Source organism: Pseudomonas sp. C11 (assembly GCF_034683865.1).
Taxonomy (GTDB): Bacteria; Pseudomonadota; Gammaproteobacteria; order Pseudomonadales; family Pseudomonadaceae; genus Aquipseudomonas.
On the sequence record NZ_JAWIIP010000004.1, the window covers coordinates 225,892 to 245,114 of the forward strand.

Here is a 19,223-nt window from a genome sequence, read left to right on the forward strand (position 1 = left end):
GCCCGGCCCTTTTCTGTTTATAGGGCTTAGAAGGAGTACTTGACGTTGACGCCGATGTTGTCGCGGTCACGCATCGCGTTGTTCTGGCCGGCGCCATAGAACTCGGTGTACTGAATCTCGGCTTCCAGGCTGCTCAGGTAGCTGGCACGCAGGCCCAGGGTGTAGGCCTTGCGGCCTTCGACGAAGTTGCCGGTCTGATGCGAGTTACCCTCGAAGTCATGCTTGAACACGGCAAACGGCGACAGATTGACCCCAGCGTATACGTCGTTCCAGGTACCCGACATCATCAGGGTGTAGCCGTAGGCGTTCTTGTTGACCTGATCGTCGCGATCGTAGCCAGAGATGTAGGAGCCATTACCACGACCAGCGAAGTAGCGGTTACCGGTCGGCGAGCTGTACTGCAGGCTGTCGCCGCGCAGGTGCTCGGAGGCCAGTTCGGCAATACCGAACAACGAGTCGAAGCTCATGGTCGGGCCAAAGTTGTAGATGGTACCCAGCGAGGTATTGAAGGCCTCTACACGCTTGTAGTTATGGATCTGGTCGCCCAGCTGCACCTGCTGACCACCGATATTGACGACCTGGCCGTTTGCCAGCTGCGGAGCCTGGGTCAACAGATCACCCAGCAGGTCGTTGGTAGCTGCGATGCCGATCGGCAGATTGGGGCGATAGGACAGCTCACCGAATACCGAGGCATTGCCCACGGTGGTGTTGAAGCTCATACCGTACATGCGGATGTCTTCGGCGTACTCGCGGCGAGCGTTGACTTGGCTGGCTACGTCGACGGTGGCAGCACCATTGACGAGTGCAAGCGCGTCAGCTGTTCCAGGAACGCCACCATTGGCAGCGGCAACAAGGTTGGCATAGCTGCTTATCGCCCCCGAAGTAGCCGCTGTAGCAATCGCGTCCAGATCCAAGCCATCGAAACCCTCAAGATCCGCATAAATGCTGGGCTCTTTGGCATGATAGTTCACGAAATAAAAGCCGAACTCGGTGGAGTTCAGCTCTTCGGCGATGTAGCGAAACGCAACACCGAACTGGCCATCATTCTTGGCGTTGAGATCCGATCCAATATTCGCCACTTTGAACACGCCATTGCTATCCAAGTAACTGGTGCCTTGAAGGCCGCCAATGCGCCCAGCACTCAGCCCAGCGTAATTGGTACGGAAGGCCGTGCTACCCAGCCTAGGGTTGGTGCTATATGCCGTATTGCCACCATCGGCAAACAGATCCGTCTCCGAAAAATAAGTGCCAGACGGATCGATAGCCGACTCCTTCCAGTTGAACTGGTAGAAAGTCTCCATCGACAGGTTGTCGGTCAGGCCGATGTTGAAGCTCAGCGCCTCAACCGGCACCAGCACTTCCTTCACTTCCGAGCCCGGCAGGCGGAACTTGGCGGCGTCCACCGGGTTGGTGGTGTTGACGCCACCGCGATAGAACAGGCCTTCACCCCAGTTGAACACCTGACGACCCAGGCGACCAGTGACCGGCATCTCGGCGACATCCCAGTTGCCGTAAACATAGGCATCGAGAATCTGCGCGTCACGACCTGCCTTGTGGCGGGTTTCATAGGTGAAGCTGCTATCGCGCGGGTAACTCTGGCTCGGCTGGGCCGGGGAGTTTGCATCATAGTAGTCGTTGCGCTTGTCCATGATCTGGGTGTCATAGAACGCCGTGCCACGAACGAACATGCCGTAGTTCTGGTAGGACATTTCCAGATCGGAAGTCACCTTGAACACTTCGGAAACCAGGCCGGTATCGAAGTTACGGTTACCGTCATTGGTGTTGATGTCGTCGTTGGTCTTGTCCTGGCCCTGGACGCGCCACAGCTGGCCGTAGGAAACCGTGGTATCGATGGAGCCGGTCACTTCGTTGTCGGCGAAGCTGAATTCCACAGCCTGCGCCTGGACGGCCACCAACAGCGGCAGCACACCAGCGAAAGCGAAGCCGGCCTTGGCCGGCGCGAAACGCAAAATGGGTTTACGGGTGGTGATTTCCATCGAGACATTACTCCGCGGGTAGTTCTTTTTGTGGGCCCATGATCAGTGGGCGCTTTGGACCGCACTGCGGCGGCTTGATCGATCCGATTCATTGTTATTTGTCCGTCAGCCCTCGAAGGCCACTCGAACCAAGCGTCGCTGACGCTGCAACCATGATGCCAAATCAAACGTTCGTATTAGCGCCAGGACGCATGCCAGAGCCTGTCCGCATCAACGACAGGTGTGACTGATCATTCACTGACCAATCAGCCAGTTTTTTCTGTCGAGACGCCGATTATTGTCCGACGATCCGACAGCCTTTCCCCTCCTCATCATGCTTTAGCGCGATTCGCAGTCACGAGAAGCGGCGTTGGTCAAGCGCCAGCCCCCAACCTTAAGCGAGCAGGACGTATTTCGCCCGTGAGCTTATTCGATTAGGTAACAAAAAAGTGTTACCAGCTAGAGACCGGTAACACTTTTTCGAATTGCAGCGCGGGGTAGCGGCTGACAAATCAGGCGAGGCTCTTGCTCACCACTTCGTAGACATCGCTGGACAGCTCACCAGAGGCGAGGATGCGCTCCAGCTCGGCCTTCATCAGTGCCTGGCGAGCCGGTGCATACTTGCGCCAGCGCGTCAGCGGCGCCAGCAGGCGCGAAGCGATCTGCGGATTGAGCGCGTTGAGGGTGATCACCTGGTCAGCCAGGAAGCGATAGCCCGATCCATCGGCCTGATGGAAGTTGATCAGGTTCTGGTTGGCGAAGGCGCCGATCAGCGCGCGCACCTTGTTCGGGTTCTTCAGGGTGAAGGCTTCATGCTGCATCAGCGCCTGTACGCGGGCCAGGCCGCCCGACAGGGTGCTGGACGCCTGCACGCTGAACCACTGATCCATGACCAGCGCGTTGTCCTTGAAGAACTCGGCGAAGCTCGCCAGCGCCTGGCTGCGCTCGACCTCGAACGGTGAGTTAACCAGCACCGCCAGCGCGGTCAGACGCTCGGTCATGTTGTCAGCGCTATCGAACTGCTCGACGCAGGCCGCCAGCACTTCAGGCTTCTCGCTGAGCATCAGGTAGGACAGTGCGATGTTCTGCAAACTGCGACGGGCGAAGTGCGCAGCCTCGGCCACATATGGCGTGGTTTTGGAGATTTCGCGGTTGGCCTGATAACGCTTGAGCAACTGTGCATAGAGCGCATCCGCCAGTTGCAGGCGGGCGAACTCGCGCGCGGCGTGGATGGCCTCTACATCGGCCACTTCGCTGATTTCGGTGAGATAGGCTTCGCCCGGCAGCGACAGCATCTCGGCGACCATCGCCTGATCCAGCGAATCGTCTTCCAGCAGGGTGCGTAGCGCGGTGACCAGGCGCTGATCGAGCACCATCTCCTCACCACGCTGGTACTGGCCGATCAGTTCCTGCAATACCTGCACGGACAACTGCTGGCCGGCCTCCCAGCGGTTGAAACCGTCGCTGTCGTGCTGCATGAGGAACATCAGCTGATCGCGGCTGTAGGGGAAGCTCAGCTTGACCGGCGCGCTGAAGCCGCGCAGCAGCGACGGCAGCGGTTGTGCGGCGATGCCTTCGAAGGTGAAGGTCTGCTCGGCTTCGGTGACCGACAGTACGCGGCTGGTACCTTGCGCATCGCTCTCGCCTTGCAGGCGCAGCGGCAGCTCATTGCCCTGAGTATCGAGCAGGCCGAGCGATACCGGGATCACGAACGGCAGCTTCTCGCTCTGCCCTGGCGTCGCCGGGCAGCTCTGGCGGAAGGTCAGGCTGTAGGTCTGCGCAGCGGCATCATAAGCATCGCTGACCACCAGGCGCGGCGTGCCAGCCTGGGTGTACCAACGCTTGAACTGGGTCAGATCGATGCCACTGGCATCCTCCATGGCCTTGACGAAGTCATCGCAGGTCACGGCCTGGCCGTCGTGGCGCTCGAAGTACAGATCCGAGCCCTTGCGGAACAGCTCCGGGCCAAGCAGGGTGTGAATCATGCGCAGCACTTCGGCACCCTTCTCGTAGATGGTCAGGGTGTAGAAGTTGGAGATTTCCATGTACGCATCCGGGCGCACCGGGTGGGCCATGGGGCCGGCATCCTCGGCGAACTGGTGAGTGCGCAGGTAGGCCACGTCCTCGATGCGTTTGACCGTGCGCGAGTGGGTATCGGCGGAGAACTCGCTGTCACGGAATACGGTGAAGCCTTCCTTGAGCGACAGCTGGAACCAGTCACGGCAGGTCACGCGGTTGCCCGACCAGTTGTGGAAGTACTCGTGCGCCACCACCGCTTCGACGCGCTGATGGGCGGCGTCAGTAGCCGTCTCGGCCTTGGCCAGCACGCAACTGGAGTTGAAGATGTTGAGGCCCTTGTTCTCCATGGCGCCCATGTTGAAGTCGTTGACCGCAACGATCATGAAGATGTCCAGGTCATACTCGCGGCCGTAAACCTCCTCGTCCCACTTCATCGAACGTTTGAGGCTATCCATGGCGTGCTGCACCTTGTCGATGTTCTCCGGCTCGACGTAGATGCGCAGCGCCACTTCGCGATTGCTCATAGTGGTGAAGCTGTCCTCGACGCACCAGAGATCGCCAGCGACCAGGGCGAACAGATAGGCCGGCTTCTTGAACGGGTCTTCCCAGGTCGCCCAATGACGACCGCCCTCTTCGCTGCCGCTGGCAATCGGGTTGCCGTTGGACAAGAGCACCGGGTAGGCATGCTGCTCGGCGCTGACCGTGGTGGTGAACTTGCTCATCACGTCCGGGCGGTCAAGGTAGAAAGTGATCTTGCGGAAGCCCTCGGCCTCGCACTGGGTGCAGAACATGCCGCTGGACTTGTACAGCCCCTCCAGTGCGGTGTTGCTCTCCGGGTGGATGCGTACCGTGCTGTCGACTACAAAGCTGTCTTGCGTCGGCTGCAGGGTCAGGTGGCTGTCCGTCAGGCTGTAATCACCCTCACCCAGCTCGCGGTCGTCGAGCTTGAGGTGCAACAGCTCGAGCTGTTGGCCATCGAGCACCAGCGGCGGCATGCGGGCTTCCGACAGACCGGCGCCGGCTTCCGGGTTGCGGCGCATGACGAGCTGCGCATGCACCAGACTGTGATCCTCGAACAGCTCGAAGGTCAGGTGGGTTTCGTCGATCAGGTAATCGGGAACCTGATAGTCCTTCAGGTAGATGGTCTTGGATTGTTCGGTGCGCATGGCGAAGCCTCTTCGAGGCAGCTGCAAGCTTCAAGCCGCAAGCTGCAAGTGGTGGTCAGGCGGCGATCTCGTGGATGGCCAACTGGTAGGCGGTGTACTTGCGGATATTGATCACGCCGGTGTCGAACATCAGGTACTGGCCCTTGATACCGAGCAGAGTACCTTCGGCCAGGGGCTGTTTGTCCAGATTGAAGCTGGTGATCTTGGCCGGGTAGCCCTCGATGGGGTAGCGGATTTCCAGCACCTCGGCGGCGGAAAGCGGCTGAATGGCCTGCAGACCGAAGCGCTGCTGCAGCTCGCTGATGCCCGCGCCGCAGCTATCGAACAACTGCTCGCGAATCGCCAGCAGGTCGACCGGCGCGGCATCGCCCTTGAGCAACGCACGCCAGTTGGTCTTGTCCGCCACCTGAGTGCGCAGCAGATCCTCGACGAAGCCGGACTGCTGCCGGTTAGCCACACGTAGGATGGGCAGGGCCTGGGTCGCGCCCTGATCGATCCAGCGCGTCGGCACCTGAGTGGCGCGGGTGATGCCGACCTTCACGCCACTGGAATTGGCCAGGTAGACGATATGGTCGGTCATGCAGAACTGCTCGCCCCAGTTCGGTTCGCGGCAGGTGCCGGCGTCGTAGTGACACTTCTCCGGGCTCATGATGCAGACGTCGCATTGCGCCAGCTTCTGCATGCAGGGGTAGCAGTAGCCCTGGCTGAAACTGGTCTTGGTCTTGCGCCCGCAATGGCTGCAGTGAATGGCGCCGAGGTATTCCAGGCGCAGGCTCTTGCCCACCAGCGGATTGACCGGCACCTCTTCGTCGCCCAGGCGGAAGGCGTACTGTACCGGCGCCTCCAAGCGCGCCGCCATCTTGCTCAGCGAGCCACGTCCTAACTCGATCATCAGTGCAGGGTGTCCGAAGAGCTGAACAGCAGGTTGGGTACCGGCTCGGACTTGGACTTGCACGCTTGCTCGCCCATGTAGCCAGTGCGCTCTTCCTCGGGCAGGTTCTGCATTTCCCAGGCGATCATCGCTTGCAGGCTCAGCTCCTTCTGCTCCTGCGTCAGCTTGCGGCCATCGGGCCATTTGCCGATTTCCACGGCCAGCTTGAGGCTCTCGTAGATTTCCGGGGTGATGTTTTCAATCGCATCGAGAAAGGACGACATACAGGTCTCCAGATAAATCGTGGGGCGGGTGAAACCCGCCGAAACACCGAGCTGGCGGGTTGCACCCGCCCTACAGGTCTAAAGTCGGATCAAGCGCTACGTCGGGCCAGCATACCGCCAAGCAGGCCGGTCAGGCAGCCGGTGAGCAACCCGCCGACATGCGCGCCGTTGGCAATGGCACCCACACCCAGCGTTTCGAAGATGCCAGTCATGCAGACCACCAGCCAGATCAGCATCATCACCAGCACGCCGGGCGGCAGACGATACGCAGCGTTAGGCGCCAGGCGCTGGTAGATCCAGCAATGCCCGAGCAGGCCGTAGAGCACGCCAGACAGGCCACCGAACAACGACGGGCCAGCCCACCAGTACTGGGCGAAGTTCGACGCCAGGCCGAACAGCAGGGTCAGCCCCAGAAGGCCAACGGCGCCCTGGCGAAACTCGATACGCCGGCCCAGTTCCCAGTACCACAGACTGTTCATCGCCAGGTGCAGCCAGCCAAAATGGATCAGCATCGGCGTGATCAGGCGCCACCACTGGCCGCTTTGCAGCGTGGCATCCAGGTAATTGAGGTAGATGTTGCCGCCATCGATACGGTAGTCGACGAAGCTGAGCCAACGAATGGCAGCGTGGTTTTCGCCGGCCAGGGTCACGGCGAAGACGATAAAAGTCGCCAGTAGCACCAACGCCGTGACAGGACTGCGACGCAATTGGGTGAAAAAGCCCTCCCGCGCAGGTGCAAGATTTACCGGCACTTCTGCACCCGCGTCGCCCTGCGGGTGACGGGCATAGAGTTCGCGCACCTGCACGGCGAGCTCTTCGCCGGGCACCCACAACACTTGCTCGCCGCTCTCTTCCGCCACCCGATGCGGCACACGCAAACGCTGCAGCAGCGCGACGAATCCACTCAGATCGGTATCCAGCGGTGCCCGTAGTACAACCACAGCCGTCATCGCGGCGCCTCCTGCGGGTCGACGTCGACCCAGACGAATTTAGCCGCATCCAGGCGCGTTTCCTGATCCAGGCGGTAAGCCACCAGCCTGCCGCCGATCACCGCGCTGTAGTCCAGACAGGCCAGATTGGGGCGAATCGGCGCGGGTTTACCACGGCGCCAGTAGTGACCGACGAACAGCAGCGGCTCGTGTGCGCCATAGCGCAGCAACTCGTCCTTCTGCAGTTCGGTGAGCGGCGTCTGCGCGGCAAGCTCCGGCAGAGCATCGGGCTGGAAGACGATATCGCCATAGGTCTGCGGATCTTCTTCCCAGAACTTGGTGCGGAAATAGGAACGGGTGAAACCGTCACCACTGGTCAGGGTCAGGCCGTGCGGCAGGCGCATGTCGGTGCCGCGCAGCAGGCGATCCAGCGCCATGTTGGCAAAGCTGCCGGGCACGGCGGAGGCCTGCAGGAAATGCTCGTCGATGCAGCCATCGGGGAATTGCGCCTGCAACGGCCGGATCAACTCGGCATCCCAGCAGGCATGCACGACGCGGAAGCGCCCGGCATCGAGGAACAGCGGCATCTCGTAAAACCAGCGCAGGAATTCGCGCCACTCCTGCGGATAAGCCTCGAACTGCGCCAATGTCTCGCGCATCAGGCGCTGGTGGCGTGGGCTGTGATCGCGCACGTATTGGCGCCCGCTACCTGGCGGCGCCGGCGTGCTCCAGCCGAGGGCGTTGAATTCGTGGTTGCCCATGATGCACAGCGCCTGGCCGGCGCTGACCATATCGTGCACTAGGTGCAGGGATTCGCGAATGCCGGGGCCGCGGTCGACCAGGTCACCGAGGAAGATCACCATGCGCGTCGGATGGCGCCATACTCCGCTCTGCCGGCTGTAACCCAGGCGTTCGAGCAGGCGTTCGAGGGTGCGCGCACAACCGTGGATATCACCGATCAGGTCATAGCCACGATGGGGGTCGAGGGACATTCAGTCCTGCCCTCCCAGGCGGCTGCCCCAACCCAGCTTGGTGCGGCAGACCTCGTAGTAGTTGTGATCCAGCGGATGGATCAGGCGCAACTTCTGCGCCTTCTTGGCCACGTGCAGGGTGTCGCCCGGCGCGCAGGTGAAATGGTTCTGACCATCGCAGGACACCTGCGGGTAGATGGTCATGTCCGCCGACACCACCACCTTCAGCTCGCTGTTGCCGTCGACCACGATGGGCCGGCTGGACAGAGTGTGCGGGTACATCGGCACCACCACGATGGCATCGAGCTTGGGATGCATGATCGGCCCGCCAGCGGACAGCGCGTAGGCGGTCGAGCCGGTGGGCGTGGCGACGATCAGGCCGTCGGCCTTCTGGCTGCAGACGAACTGGCCATCGATGTACAGCTCGAACTCGATCATCCGCGTCGACTTGCCGGGGTGCAGGACTACATCATTGAGCGCATCGCCCTGGCCGATGGCCTCGCCCTGGCGGCGCACTTCGGCCTCGAGCAGGAAGCGATTTTCGGTCAGGTATTGCCCTTCGAGCACCTGCGCTACCTTGAGTTCAAGCTCGTCGGGGCGGATGTCGGTGAGAAAGCCCAGGCTGCCACGGTTGATCCCCAGCACCGGCACCTTGTGCCGCGCCAGAGCGCGCGCTGCACCGAGCATGCTGCCATCGCCACCGACGACGATCACCAAATCGCAGACCTCGCCGAGCATCTTGCGCGACGAAGTCTGCAGGCCGTGGCCGGGCAGCAGGTCGGCGATGGTGTCTTCGAGGATCACATGCAGATGGCGGTCGATCAGAAAGCGCTTGAGCCGCCGCACGGTTTCCAGCACCCGCGTGCTACCCAGGCGCCCGATGATGCCGACATTGCGAAATTGCTCCATGGGACTCCCGCCAGACAGATAAGAAACGAACAGGGATTATCGGCCAAAGCTCTGGGCCGCAGCAAACCGCGCTATGCTCGGGCCCATGATAGCCACCTCCTTGTTGCAAGCGCTGCACACGCCTGCCGTGCGCGATCTGGCCTGGACGCTGCTGTCGCCGCCCTTGCTGGGCCAGACTGCCAGACCGCAGCGCCATCCACTGCAGGCCAGCCGCTGGCACCGTGAGCCCGAACGCCTGCTCGACTGGCTGCACAAGCAAGATCGCGCGCCCGACGAGCTGCTGGCCTGGCTGGCGCACAAGCCGGTGCATCGCCTCGGCCTGTATTACGAGCGGCTCTGGCAATTCGCCCTGCACGCCGCGCCCGACGTAGACGTCGTTGCCGCCAACCTGCCGATTCGCCAGAACGGGCAGACGCTGGGCGAGCTGGATCTGTTGCTGCGCGATGACGAAGGCGAGCACCACCTGGAGCTGGCGGTGAAGTTCTACCTCGGCCCCAGCGATGGCAACGGTGGCGATGCAGCGCGCTGGCTCGGCCCCGGTAGCCACGACCGTCTCGATCTCAAGCTCACTCACCTGGCCCAGCACCAGCTTCCGCTGTCCTCACGGCGCGAGGCGCGCAGCGTTTTGCACGATGTGCAGATGAACGCAACGACAGCGGCCTTCTGGCTGGGTGGCTACCTGTTCCAACCCTGGCCGCAAGGCTGCACACCGCCGCACGGCGCCAATCCCGAGCACCTGCGCGGCCAGTGGCTGCATCGGCGCAATTGGGCCACCTTCACGGCGCATCATCCTGATGCCTGCTGGCAACCGCTACCCAGGCTGGCCTGGCTGGCGCCTGCACGGGTGAACGCCAGCGAGCGCTGGTCAGGCGAGACTTTTCAGCCATGGCTGGACACGCTACCGGCACAGGCCGGCGCGCACCTGCTGGTGCGCCTGGAAGAGGATCAGGCAGGCGCCTGGCAGGAGATGGAACGGGTATTTCTGCTCAGCGATAACTGGCCAGCGGCCTGATCCAGCTTAGCGGCTGCGCTCGGTACGCCCACCGGAGCGCGCCAGATAGCCCGCGCCACTCTCGCAGAGCAGCGCATCGCGCTGTACCGCGGGCAGCGCATCGAGCCCGTCACGCAATGCGTAAGCGCTGTAGCCGAGCTGCGTCAGCAGGAACACCGCACTGGCGCTGCGTTTGCCGCTGTCGCAGTAGCACAGGTAGGTACGCGAGCGATCCAGCAGACGGGCTTTCAGGCGCAGCAGTTGCAACGGCATGTGCAACGACTCCAGGGCATGCGCCCGCTCGTATTCTTCCTGCAGGCGCACATCCAGCCACTGCCCGCCCTGGCTGAGCAGCCGCGAGGCTTCCCCCAGTGACACCTCGGCCACCACCGGCGCCTTGAGCAGGGCGAAGAAGTCCTGGCGATCGAGGCGCAGCACGCTGCCCTCTTCGATCATGGTCACCGTTGCGTTGCGCGGACGATCCGACAGCAGCGCTTCTTCACCGAAGCAGGCACCCACTTCCAGCTCGGCCAGCACCTGGCTCTCGCTGCCGGCGCCACGCATCACCTCGGCACGACCACTGCGCAGGAAAAAGCAGCAATCCCCCGCCTCACCCTCGGCCAGCACCTGACTGCCGGCGGGTAGCTCCAGGCGCTGCAGGCGGGCCAGCATGGCCTGGATATTGGCCGGCGGCACCTTGGCGAACAGCGGATTTTCCAGCAGTTGCTCTAGCCATTCGACCTCTTCACCGCCCTGCTCCAGCGCCAACAGCAGATCCTGATAGCTCAGGCGCCAGGTCAGCATGCGGTTGAGCACGACACTGTCGATGGCCAGCACGCTGGCATCGGTGATGGCCATGGCCTCATGCAGACGGGGCAGGCTGGGCGAAATGGGGTGGCAACTGGCAGCACTGCCCGCCACCAGATGCTGCGGCAGGCCATCGCCCTGCAGCGACAGCTCACCGGCCAACAGGTAATAAGTCATGCGCGCCTGATCGCCCCGCCGAAACAGCAACTGCCCGGCCAGCAGGGGCTGCGGCACGAGCTGGCCGCGCAATTCACGCCACTGCAGCTCGGAGAGTACGTTGAGCGGCGTCAGGCTGCGCAGTTGTTCGGGGGTGAGCGGGTCAGTCATGTGATGGCATCCAGTCTCTGGATTTCAGTGTAGTCAGCGCGCGGGGCAAGCGATGCCCGTCGCCCTTGCAAACCACCGGTATGGACGAAGATCAGGCGGCTGCCGCGAGCAAAGTAACCGGCCTGCACCTGCTGCCGCAATGCCAGCAGTGCCTTGCCGGTATAGAGCGGCTCCAACGGCAGGCCGCCAGCGCGCTCGGTCGCGACGATAAAGGCCACGAGTTCCTCGTCGACCCGCGCAAAGCCGCCACGCGCCGCCTCCAGTAAACGGTAGCCCAGGTCATCCTGCCCGGCGGCCTGCAGCAGAGTACGAACCTGTTCGGGCACACCGTAGGAGGCCGGCACCGCCAGCGCGCCATGCACCGGTCGCCGGCCCTGCTCGGCCAGCACCAAGCCGGCCAGCGTGGTACCGGTACCGGCGGCCAGCCACCAACCCTGGAAATCCGGCCATCCGAGATCGGCGAGCTGGGCCTCGGCCATCGCCACCAGTTGCCGGCACCCCTCGGCGCCGGCGAGCCCCAGCCCACCCTCGTTAACCGCCTGATAGCGCGGATAACGCGCCAGCCATGGCGCCCAGAAATCGGCGTCATGGCGCTTGCGGTAATCGCCGTGGCTAAGCCAGTGCAGGCGCATGCCGAAGGCCTGCAGGTCACGCACGGTCGGCGTGGCCTGCGCATCACCACGCAGCAGACCGACTGTGGCAAAACCGAAACGCCGGCCCGCCGCCGCCAGGGCATGCAAATGATTGGAATGCGCGCCACCCAGGCTGATCACGCCCAGCGCGCCAGCGGCGCTGGCCTCGCGCAATTGCAGTTCGAGCTTGAACCACTTGTTGCCGCTGATCAGCGGATCGATCAGATCCAGGCGCAGACAGGCCAATTCGATGCCAGCGGCATCGAGCCAATCGAGACGGATGCGTTGCAGCGGCGCGTGGGGCTGCCAGTCAGGTAGCGAGAGCACCAAGATCAGCTGACGGTACGCAGTCGGCTGCTGGCCCTGTGCCGGGAGCAGCAATTGGATTCGCCGACCACGAAACGGCTGGGCGTATCCACCCGGTCGATGGGAATCGCACAGCGCTCACCACTGGCCAGCGCGGCATCGCAGCTGGGCTGCTGATAGTGATCGAGCCAGCGACGATACTGGTCTTCGGAAACGAAGCATTTGGCGGCAGCATAGGCCATGGGGTTGTCCTGGTAGCGGGCGACATCCTGCAGGGCGATGGTCAGGTGCCCGGCGCCCGGATGATAAACCACGAACACCACGCCCAGCCGGGCCAAACGCTCCAGCACCTGATCCCCGCTCTGACCGGCGAGGCTGTCACGCTCGGCTTGCAGGCGCGTGATTTGCGCCTGCAACTGCGCTTCGAGTTCGCTGCAATAGGCCAGCTCGACATCGCGCACCGACACCTGCTCGCGGTAATCGGCCACCGCCGCCGCCACCTTGGCCTGCAGCTCGGCCTCGAACTGGGCCCTCAGGATATCGCTCTCGGTACGCCCATGGCGCTGCACCGCCTGCAGTTGCTGGGCCAGTTCCTCCCGACTGCGCTGATAGCTATCGGCCTGCGCCGCCAGTTGCGCCTTGAGGCTGGCGTTGAGTTCCTCCTGCTGCCGCAGTGCCTGCTGCATGCCCTGCAGTTGCGCCCGCAGCCGTGCGGCCTGCTCCTCGGCGGCCAGCTTGAACTTGGCCAGTTCCTCTTCGTGCTGCTGGGCCAGGCTGGCGATGCGTAAGCGCTGCTGCTTGATCAGTTGCGCGGTCTTGGCGCGGTGCTCCTGATCCATCTTCTTGGCCAGTTGCTCGGCCACTTCCTTGGCCGGATCGGCCGCATACCACTTGTCTTCGGAGGCGACCTGCAAACGCTCGGGGGCCACTGCGGGCGCATCCTCCTCGACCAGCAGGCCAAGCTGATTGCGCTTGACCGCATCGCGCAGCAGCACCAGGTCGTTCTGCCCCGGCGCCAGGCTGGGATCCCACAGATGCATCTGATGCCAGGACACCGGGCACTGACTGCGGCACGCCAGGCGAATCGGCCCGGCGCCCATGTCAGGTCCGCGCCCGGAGCGGTCGGCCAGGTGCTGCAGCGGCAGGTTCCAACCGCGATCCGGACGGCCGTCCTCGTCGAAGTCGAGATAGAAGAACACCGCCGCCTTGACCATCAGGCGCGGGTTGATGACCGCATAGACCACACGCATCTGCTCGTCGGCGAACTCGGGCATGTTCACCACGCCATCGAGCAAAGCCTCGAACTCCGGGTAGAGCATCTGCTTGCAGATGCCGCGATCGCTGAAGAACATCACGGCTTCCACCATCTGCGGCTTGTTCTGCATGCTCATCGATGACCCTCTGACCCAACCGGGAAATATGCGCGCACGGCGCCATGCGCCAGGGCAGCATGGGCTCTGGCGCAGACGTCGTCCTTGAGTGATGGGGCAAGTCTAGGGGAAAACGCAACCGCGGCAATGTGACTCGGTTAGCACGAACTCGGCGCGCTGGCGAAGATTGACCGACGGCGGCGCAAAACTGTGATGAATCCGCGATGCAGAGTGGCGGCCAGGGACGTCCCTCAGCCCTTGGCCGCCTTCAGAAACGGCGCCAGGCGTTGCGCCATCTCCGCGCCCAGGGCCTGCAGCCCACTCATCGGCCGCACCATCACCTCGAACTCGACGATGCGCCCCGCCTCATCGAAACGGATCATGTCGATGCCCTTCAGCTCGCGCTCGCCCACGCGGGCGGAGAACTCCAGCACCACATTGAGGCCATCAGCCGTGGCCAGCTCGCGGCGATAGGCAAATTCCTCGAATACCTGAAGCACGGTATTGAGGATCAGATTGACCGCCTGCGCACCCGGGTACGGGCTGTATGCCATGGGTGAGCGGAACACCGCCTGCGGATGCAGCAACTCGGGCAAGGCGCTGAGATCCTTGGCGGCGATGAACTGGTGCCAGCGTTCGAGGCTGGCTGCGGCGGCGGGTTGCAATTGCGCGTTGAGGGACATGGGCTTCTCCTTGTTATTGTCAGCCACATAGAACACGCCCCGCACAAGGCGGGGCGTTGTCGTTACAGTTCAGCCGCCAGACGCGAGCCCTGGTTGATCGCCCGCTTGGCATCCAGTTCGGCGGCGACATCCGCACCGCCGACCAGGTGCACGCGCTGACCGGCGTTCTCCAGTCCTTGCTGCAGCTCACGCAGCGGATCCTGGCCTGCGCAGACGATCACCGTATCGACCGGCAGCACCTGCTCTTCGCCGCCAGCGATGCGGATATGCAGGCCGGCATCGTCGATCTTCACGTACTCGACCGAATTGAGCATTTGCACGTTCTTGTTCTTCAAGCCAGTGCGGTGAATCCAGCCGGTGGTCTTGCCCAGGCCGTCGCCGACCTTGGTCTTCTTGCGCTGCAGCAGGAACACGTCGCGCGCTGCCGGGTGCGGATGCGCCTCGATGCCAGCCACGCCACCACGCGCTTCAAGCGCCGTGTCGATGCCCCATTCCTGCCAGAACGCCTCACGGTCGAGACTGGTGGCCTTGCCCTGGTGAGTGATGAACTCCGATACATCGAAGCCGATACCGCCAGCGCCGATCACCGCCACCTTCTGCCCAACCGGCTTGCGCTCGAGAATCGCATCCAGATAGCTGATCACCTTGGCATGCTCGATACCCGGAATCTCCGGGGTACGCGGGGCAATGCCGGTGGCCAGGATGATCTCGTCGAAGCCGCCCTTGACCAGGTCATCCACCGCCACGCGGGTATTCAGGCGCACATCGACACCGGTGGTTTCCAGCTTGCGCTTGAAGTAGCGCAGGGTTTCATAGAACTCTTCCTTGCCCGGCACGCGCTTGGCCACGTTGAACTGGCCGCCGATCTCGCTGGCCGAATCGAACAGGGTCACGCTGTGGCCGCGCTCGGCGGCGACGGTGGATGCGGCCAACCCGGCTGGGCCGGCACCGACCACGGCGATCTTCTTCACCGTGGTGGTGGGGATGTAGTTCAGCTCGGTTTCGTGGCAGGCACGCGGGTTGACCAGGCAGCTGGTCAGCTTGCCGCCGAAGGTGTGATCCAGGCAGGCCTGGTTGCAGCCGATGCAGGTGTTGATCTCGTCCGCGCGGCCCTCGGCCGCCTTGTTGACGAACTCCGGGTCGGCGAGGAACGGGCGCGCCATCGACACCATGTCGGCATCGCCCTCGGCCAGCACCTGCTCGGCCACTTCCGGGGTGTTGATGCGGTTGGTGGTGATCAGCGGGATCGATACCTCCCCCTTGAGCTTGGCGGTGACCTTGGTGAAGGCTGCGCGTGGCACCTTGGTGGCGATGGTCGGGATGCGCGCCTCGTGCCAGCCGATGCCAGTGTTGATGATCGTCGCGCCGGCTTTTTCGATGGCCTTGGCCAGCAGCACGATCTCGTCCCAGGTGCTGCCACCCTCGACCAGATCGAGCATCGACAGGCGATAAATGATGATGAAGTTCGGCCCGACTGCCTCACGCACGCGACGGACGATCTCCACCGGCAGGCGCATGCGGTTCTCGAAGCTGCCGCCCCAGCGGTCGGTACGATGGTTGGTGTGGGTCACCAGGAACTGGTTGATGAAGTAACCTTCCGACCCCATCACCTCGACGCCGTCGTAGCCGGCCTGCTGGGCCAGCGCCGCGCAATTGACGAAATCGGCGATCTGCTTCTCGATGCCCTCCTCGTCCAGCTCACGCGGCTTGAACGGGTTGATCGGCGCCTGGATGGCGCTCGGCGCCACGGACTTGGGGCTGTAGGCGTAGCGCCCAGCGTGCAGGATCTGCATGCAGATCTTGCCACCGGCCTCGTGCACGGCCTGGGTGACGACCTTGTGCTTCTCGGCCTCCTCCACCGTGCTCAGTTTGGCCGCACCGGAATAGACGCCGCCCTCTTCGTTCGGGCCGATGCCGCCGGTGACCATCAGGCCAACGCCGCCACGGGCACGCTCGGCAAAATAGGCCGCCATGCGCTCGAAGCCGCCCGGCTTCTCTTCCAGACCGGTGTGCATGGAGCCCATCAGGGTGCGGTTCTTCAGCGTGGTGAAGCCCAGATCGAGCGGGGCCAGCAGGTGCGGGTAACGAGCAGTCATGGAATTCTCCACATCGCGGTGCAGTTCACGGATTGCCGCGGTCTCATGGGCACGCGGTCGGTTATGAGGCCAGACGATAAAGAGGCCAAACGACAGGCTCAATGATCGAATCTGACAAGATAATGATCAAAAGCAACATCAAGGCTTGGCACGCGGCCCGACCCGACCTAACCTGAACCGCCTGTTTCAAGAACAACCCTCATGCAACGACTGATCATTTACCTCAGCATCGCCCTCCTGCTCGGCAGCCTGGGTGGCTACGCCTACTGGTGCGAGCAACGCGAACCAGTGCGCTACCTGTCCGACCTGCGCAGCCATGTCGCCCTGGATCAGGGACGCCCCAGCGCACGCGGCAATCTGCTGGGCATCCAGCCCGAGCTGGTCACCAGCGACTACCAGAGCGTCGAGCGCCTGCGCCTGAAGCTGGCGGCCTACCTCGATCATGCTCGCGATCTGAACCTGCTCAATGCACGCACCCTGGTGGTGTTGCCCGAACATATCGGCACCTGGCTGCTGGCCGTCGGCGAGAAGGACGAACTGTATCAGGCCCGCGACCGGCAGCAGGCGCTGCACTGGCTGGCCGCGAGCAATCCGCTGTCATTCACCCAGGCGCTGCTGACCGCCAAGGGCGAGGCACGGCTGCAGGACGCCATGATCCGCACCAAGGCAAAGACCATGGCACGCGACTACCAGCAACTGTTCGGCGGCCTGGCGCGCGACTATGGCGTGACGCTGGTGGCCGGCTCCATCGTGCTGCCGGAGCCCCGAGTCGAGCTGGGCCAACTGAAAGTGGCCAACGGGCCGCTGTACAACGTCAGCCTGGTCTTCGACAGCGCCGGTAATCCCATCGGCCAGCCACAACGCCAGACGCAAGGTGACCAGATCATCGCAGGCGCCCCGCCCTCGCAGCTGCATGTGCTTGATACACCCGCCGGACGGCTGGGCATTCTGCTCGGAAAGGACGCCCAGGACAGCGAGCACCATCGCCTGCTGGCCGCACAACAGGCCGAGCTGCTGGCCCTGCCGACCAGCAGGCAAGCGAGCCCGGAGCAGGCAACCCGCCTCGCGCAGCAGATGCAGCAGATGCAGCAGCACAGCCTGCGCGCGGCCATCGCCGTGCAACTGCGCGGTCGTCTGTGGGGTAAAGCGGCGCAGCCACGCAGCCTGGTGGTAGAACCTGGCCAGCCCCTGTTCGGCGACGCGCGCAGTGGCGCCCAACTGGTCAATCTGTGGTTATGAAAGCCTCACGCATTCGCCTCGGCGACCTCTCTGTCGGCTTCACCCAGGCACTGGCAGCCGCACTCGCCGAGTGCGGGCATGACCCTCAGCCGCTGCTGCAACAGTTTGGCCTGAATGCCGAACGCCTGGCCGAACCCCGTGCACGCCTGTCGATTCCGCGCTATATGCGCCTGGGCCACAGCGCCATTGCCCTGAGCGGCGAGCCGGCGCTCGGCCTGAGCATGGGCAGGCTGAGCCGTCTGGCGCATATCGGCCTAGCCGGCATCTGCGCCGCACAAGCGCCGGATCTGCGCGAGGCGGCGCGCACCCTGACCCGTTTCGAACCGCTCTACGCCGCCAACTACCGCGGCCATTCCAGCTTCAGCGAAGACAGCCGCGGTGCGTGGCTGCACTTCTATTCCATCAGCCCGTACAACGCCTACAACCGCTTCGTGGTGGATTCGGTGCTGGCTGGCTGGCAGAGCAACCTGAGCCAGGTGGTAGCCCGCCCGATCAGCGCGGAGAAGGTCGAGATCGAATTTCCTGCACCCGAGTATGGCGAGCGTTATGCCAGCACCTTCGGCTGCCCGGTGGACTTCGCAGCCGGCGCCAATCGCCTGCGCCTCAGTAGCGAGACCCTGGCCCTGCGTAACCCGGAACATTGCCCGGGCACCTGGCGGCATCTGCTGGAATTGTGCGAGCGAGAGCTGGATCAGTTGACCCGCACGCGCAGCCTGCGTGAACGGGTGATCCAGTTGCTCGGCCCGCTGCTGCATGGACACGAGCCGGATCTGCAGGAGGTCGCCCGCAGCCTGCAGTTGCCGAGCTGGACGCTCAGGCGCAAGCTCGCCGAGGAAGGCACGCAGTTTCGCACCATCCTCAACGATACCCGCCGCGACCTGGCCACGGCCTATATCCGCGACACTGAACTGGCCTTCGGCGAAATCGCCTACCTGCTCGGTTTCGCCTCAGCCGAAGCGTTCCAGCGCGCCTTCAAACGCTGGCTCGGGCAAACGCCCGGCGACTACCGCCGCGCCCAACGCCGGGGCGGTAGCGCTGCTCAAAGCTCAGTAGCGTCATCCGCTTCAGTCACGTCCTGATCGAAGGCATCACGCTCGAGCAATTCTTCCTGGTAATCGTCCATCTGCTGCTCTCCTGTCATTTCAGCTGATCGATAGCAAGCTACGTTCGCGAAATGAAGACAAGATGACGAAAAGTCACAGGCAATAAAAAACCCGCTGATCTCGCGATCAGCGGGTTTCGTATATGGCGCAGCGGACGGGACTCGAACCCGCGACCCCCGGCGTGACAGGCCGGTATTCTAACCGACTGAACTACCGCTGCGTGTCGGTTGGACTTTCGTCCAGAGAACTCTCTAAAACGTCTTGCATCTGATAGCGCCCTTGCGGGCTTTGCCATCTCAAACCGACTAACCGTCGATCTGGGAAATAATGGCGCAGCGGACGGGACTCGAACCCGCGACCCCCGGCGTGACAGGCCGGTATTCTAACCGACTGAACTACCGCTGCGCGTCGGTGGACTTTCGTCCTTCTCACTAGGGCTATGGTGGGTGATGACGGGATCGAACCGCCGACCCTCTGCTTGTAAGGCAGATGCTCTCCCGGCTGAGCTAATCACCCATGTGCCTTAGCGAGGCGCGCACTTTAT

Annotated in this window: 15 protein-coding genes and 3 tRNA genes; 3 read left to right on the top strand and 15 right to left on the bottom strand. The window is 63.2% G+C overall.

Features of this window, described 5'->3' with window-relative positions:
- Positions 1-26: 26 nt before the first annotated feature.
- The 7 genes from VC352_RS08990 to VC352_RS09020 form a co-directional block, all read right to left on the bottom strand.
- Positions 27-1,997 carry a DUF1302 domain-containing protein gene (locus VC352_RS08990; protein WP_322979234.1) on the bottom strand — a complete coding sequence of 657 codons (1,971 nt, stop codon included), beginning with the start codon at positions 1,995-1,997 and terminating at the stop codon, positions 27-29.
- Positions 1,998-2,488: 491 nt separating this feature from the next.
- Positions 2,489-5,161: an aminopeptidase N gene (gene pepN, locus VC352_RS08995; protein ID WP_322979235.1), complete on the bottom strand. Its 2,673-nt coding sequence runs from the start codon at positions 5,159-5,161 to the stop codon at positions 2,489-2,491.
- A gap of 55 nt (positions 5,162-5,216) precedes the next feature.
- Positions 5,217-6,053 carry a DUF2797 domain-containing protein gene (locus tag VC352_RS09000; protein ID WP_322979236.1) on the bottom strand — a complete coding sequence of 279 codons (837 nt, stop codon included), beginning with the start codon at positions 6,051-6,053 and terminating at the stop codon, positions 5,217-5,219.
- A complete protein-coding gene (locus VC352_RS09005) occupies positions 6,053-6,316 on the bottom strand; it encodes a YeaC family protein (protein WP_125880259.1) in 264 nt (87 codons plus the stop codon). The genes VC352_RS09000 and VC352_RS09005 overlap by 1 nt, the downstream gene beginning before the upstream one ends.
- 89 nt (positions 6,317-6,405) lie before the next feature.
- Entirely contained in the window at positions 6,406-7,266 is an 861-nt protein-coding gene (locus VC352_RS09010) for a rhomboid family intramembrane serine protease (RefSeq protein ID WP_322979237.1), read from the bottom strand.
- Positions 7,263-8,237 (bottom strand): metallophosphoesterase, encoded by a 975-nt coding sequence (locus VC352_RS09015; RefSeq protein WP_322979238.1) that lies wholly within the window; start codon positions 8,235-8,237, stop codon positions 7,263-7,265. Before VC352_RS09015 ends, VC352_RS09010 begins: the two co-directional genes overlap by 4 nt.
- Positions 8,238-9,125, bottom strand: coding sequence for an NAD(+) kinase (locus VC352_RS09020; RefSeq protein WP_106735531.1), 888 nt, complete (start codon positions 9,123-9,125; stop codon positions 8,238-8,240).
- A gap of 85 nt (positions 9,126-9,210) precedes the next feature.
- Between VC352_RS09020 and VC352_RS09025 the strand changes: the two genes are divergently transcribed.
- A complete protein-coding gene (locus tag VC352_RS09025; RefSeq protein ID WP_322979239.1) occupies positions 9,211-10,137 on the top strand; it encodes a DUF1853 family protein in 927 nt (308 codons plus the stop codon).
- Between the two features lie 6 nt (positions 10,138-10,143).
- Here the strand turns inward: VC352_RS09025 and VC352_RS09030 are convergent, their stop codons facing one another.
- The 5 genes from VC352_RS09030 to VC352_RS09050 form a co-directional block, all read right to left on the bottom strand.
- Positions 10,144-11,250 (bottom strand): cyclic nucleotide-binding domain-containing protein, encoded by a 1,107-nt coding sequence (locus tag VC352_RS09030; RefSeq protein ID WP_322979240.1) that lies wholly within the window; start codon positions 11,248-11,250, stop codon positions 10,144-10,146.
- Positions 11,247-12,212, bottom strand: coding sequence for a 1-aminocyclopropane-1-carboxylate deaminase/D-cysteine desulfhydrase (locus tag VC352_RS09035; RefSeq protein ID WP_322979241.1), 966 nt, complete (start codon positions 12,210-12,212; stop codon positions 11,247-11,249). The genes VC352_RS09030 and VC352_RS09035 overlap by 4 nt, the downstream gene beginning before the upstream one ends.
- Before the next feature lie 2 nt (positions 12,213-12,214).
- Positions 12,215-13,579, bottom strand: a complete 1,365-nt coding sequence (locus VC352_RS09040) for a chromosome partitioning protein ParA (protein ID WP_322979242.1) — start codon at positions 13,577-13,579, stop codon at positions 12,215-12,217.
- 230 nt (positions 13,580-13,809) lie between these two features.
- Positions 13,810-14,241 carry a nuclear transport factor 2 family protein gene (locus VC352_RS09045; RefSeq protein ID WP_322979243.1) on the bottom strand — a complete coding sequence of 144 codons (432 nt, stop codon included), beginning with the start codon at positions 14,239-14,241 and terminating at the stop codon, positions 13,810-13,812.
- A 62-nt stretch (positions 14,242-14,303) separates the two neighbouring features.
- On the bottom strand, positions 14,304-16,337 hold the full coding sequence (locus VC352_RS09050) for an NADPH-dependent 2,4-dienoyl-CoA reductase (protein ID WP_322979244.1): 2,034 nt from the start codon (positions 16,335-16,337) through the stop codon (positions 14,304-14,306).
- 201 nt (positions 16,338-16,538) lie between these two features.
- Between VC352_RS09050 and VC352_RS09055 the strand changes: the two genes are divergently transcribed.
- Both VC352_RS09055 and VC352_RS09060 read left to right on the top strand, forming a co-directional pair.
- Complete coding sequence (locus VC352_RS09055) at positions 16,539-17,576, top strand: carbon-nitrogen hydrolase family protein (protein WP_322979245.1); 1,038 nt, start codon at positions 16,539-16,541, stop codon at positions 17,574-17,576.
- The gene (locus tag VC352_RS09060) at positions 17,573-18,655 is read left to right on the top strand and encodes an AraC family transcriptional regulator (protein ID WP_322979246.1); all 1,083 of its coding nucleotides are present in this window, start codon (positions 17,573-17,575) and stop codon (positions 18,653-18,655) included. Before VC352_RS09055 ends, VC352_RS09060 begins: the two co-directional genes overlap by 4 nt.
- A 167-nt stretch (positions 18,656-18,822) precedes the next feature.
- Here the strand turns inward: VC352_RS09060 and VC352_RS09065 are convergent.
- From VC352_RS09065 to VC352_RS09075, 3 genes are all read right to left on the bottom strand, one after another.
- Positions 18,823-18,899 (bottom strand) — tRNA-Asp (locus tag VC352_RS09065).
- Positions 18,900-19,007: 108 nt separating this feature from the next.
- Positions 19,008-19,084, bottom strand: a tRNA-Asp gene (locus tag VC352_RS09070).
- Positions 19,085-19,119: 35 nt separating this feature from the next.
- Positions 19,120-19,195, bottom strand: a tRNA-Val gene (locus VC352_RS09075).
- Positions 19,196-19,223: the final 28 nt, after the last annotated feature.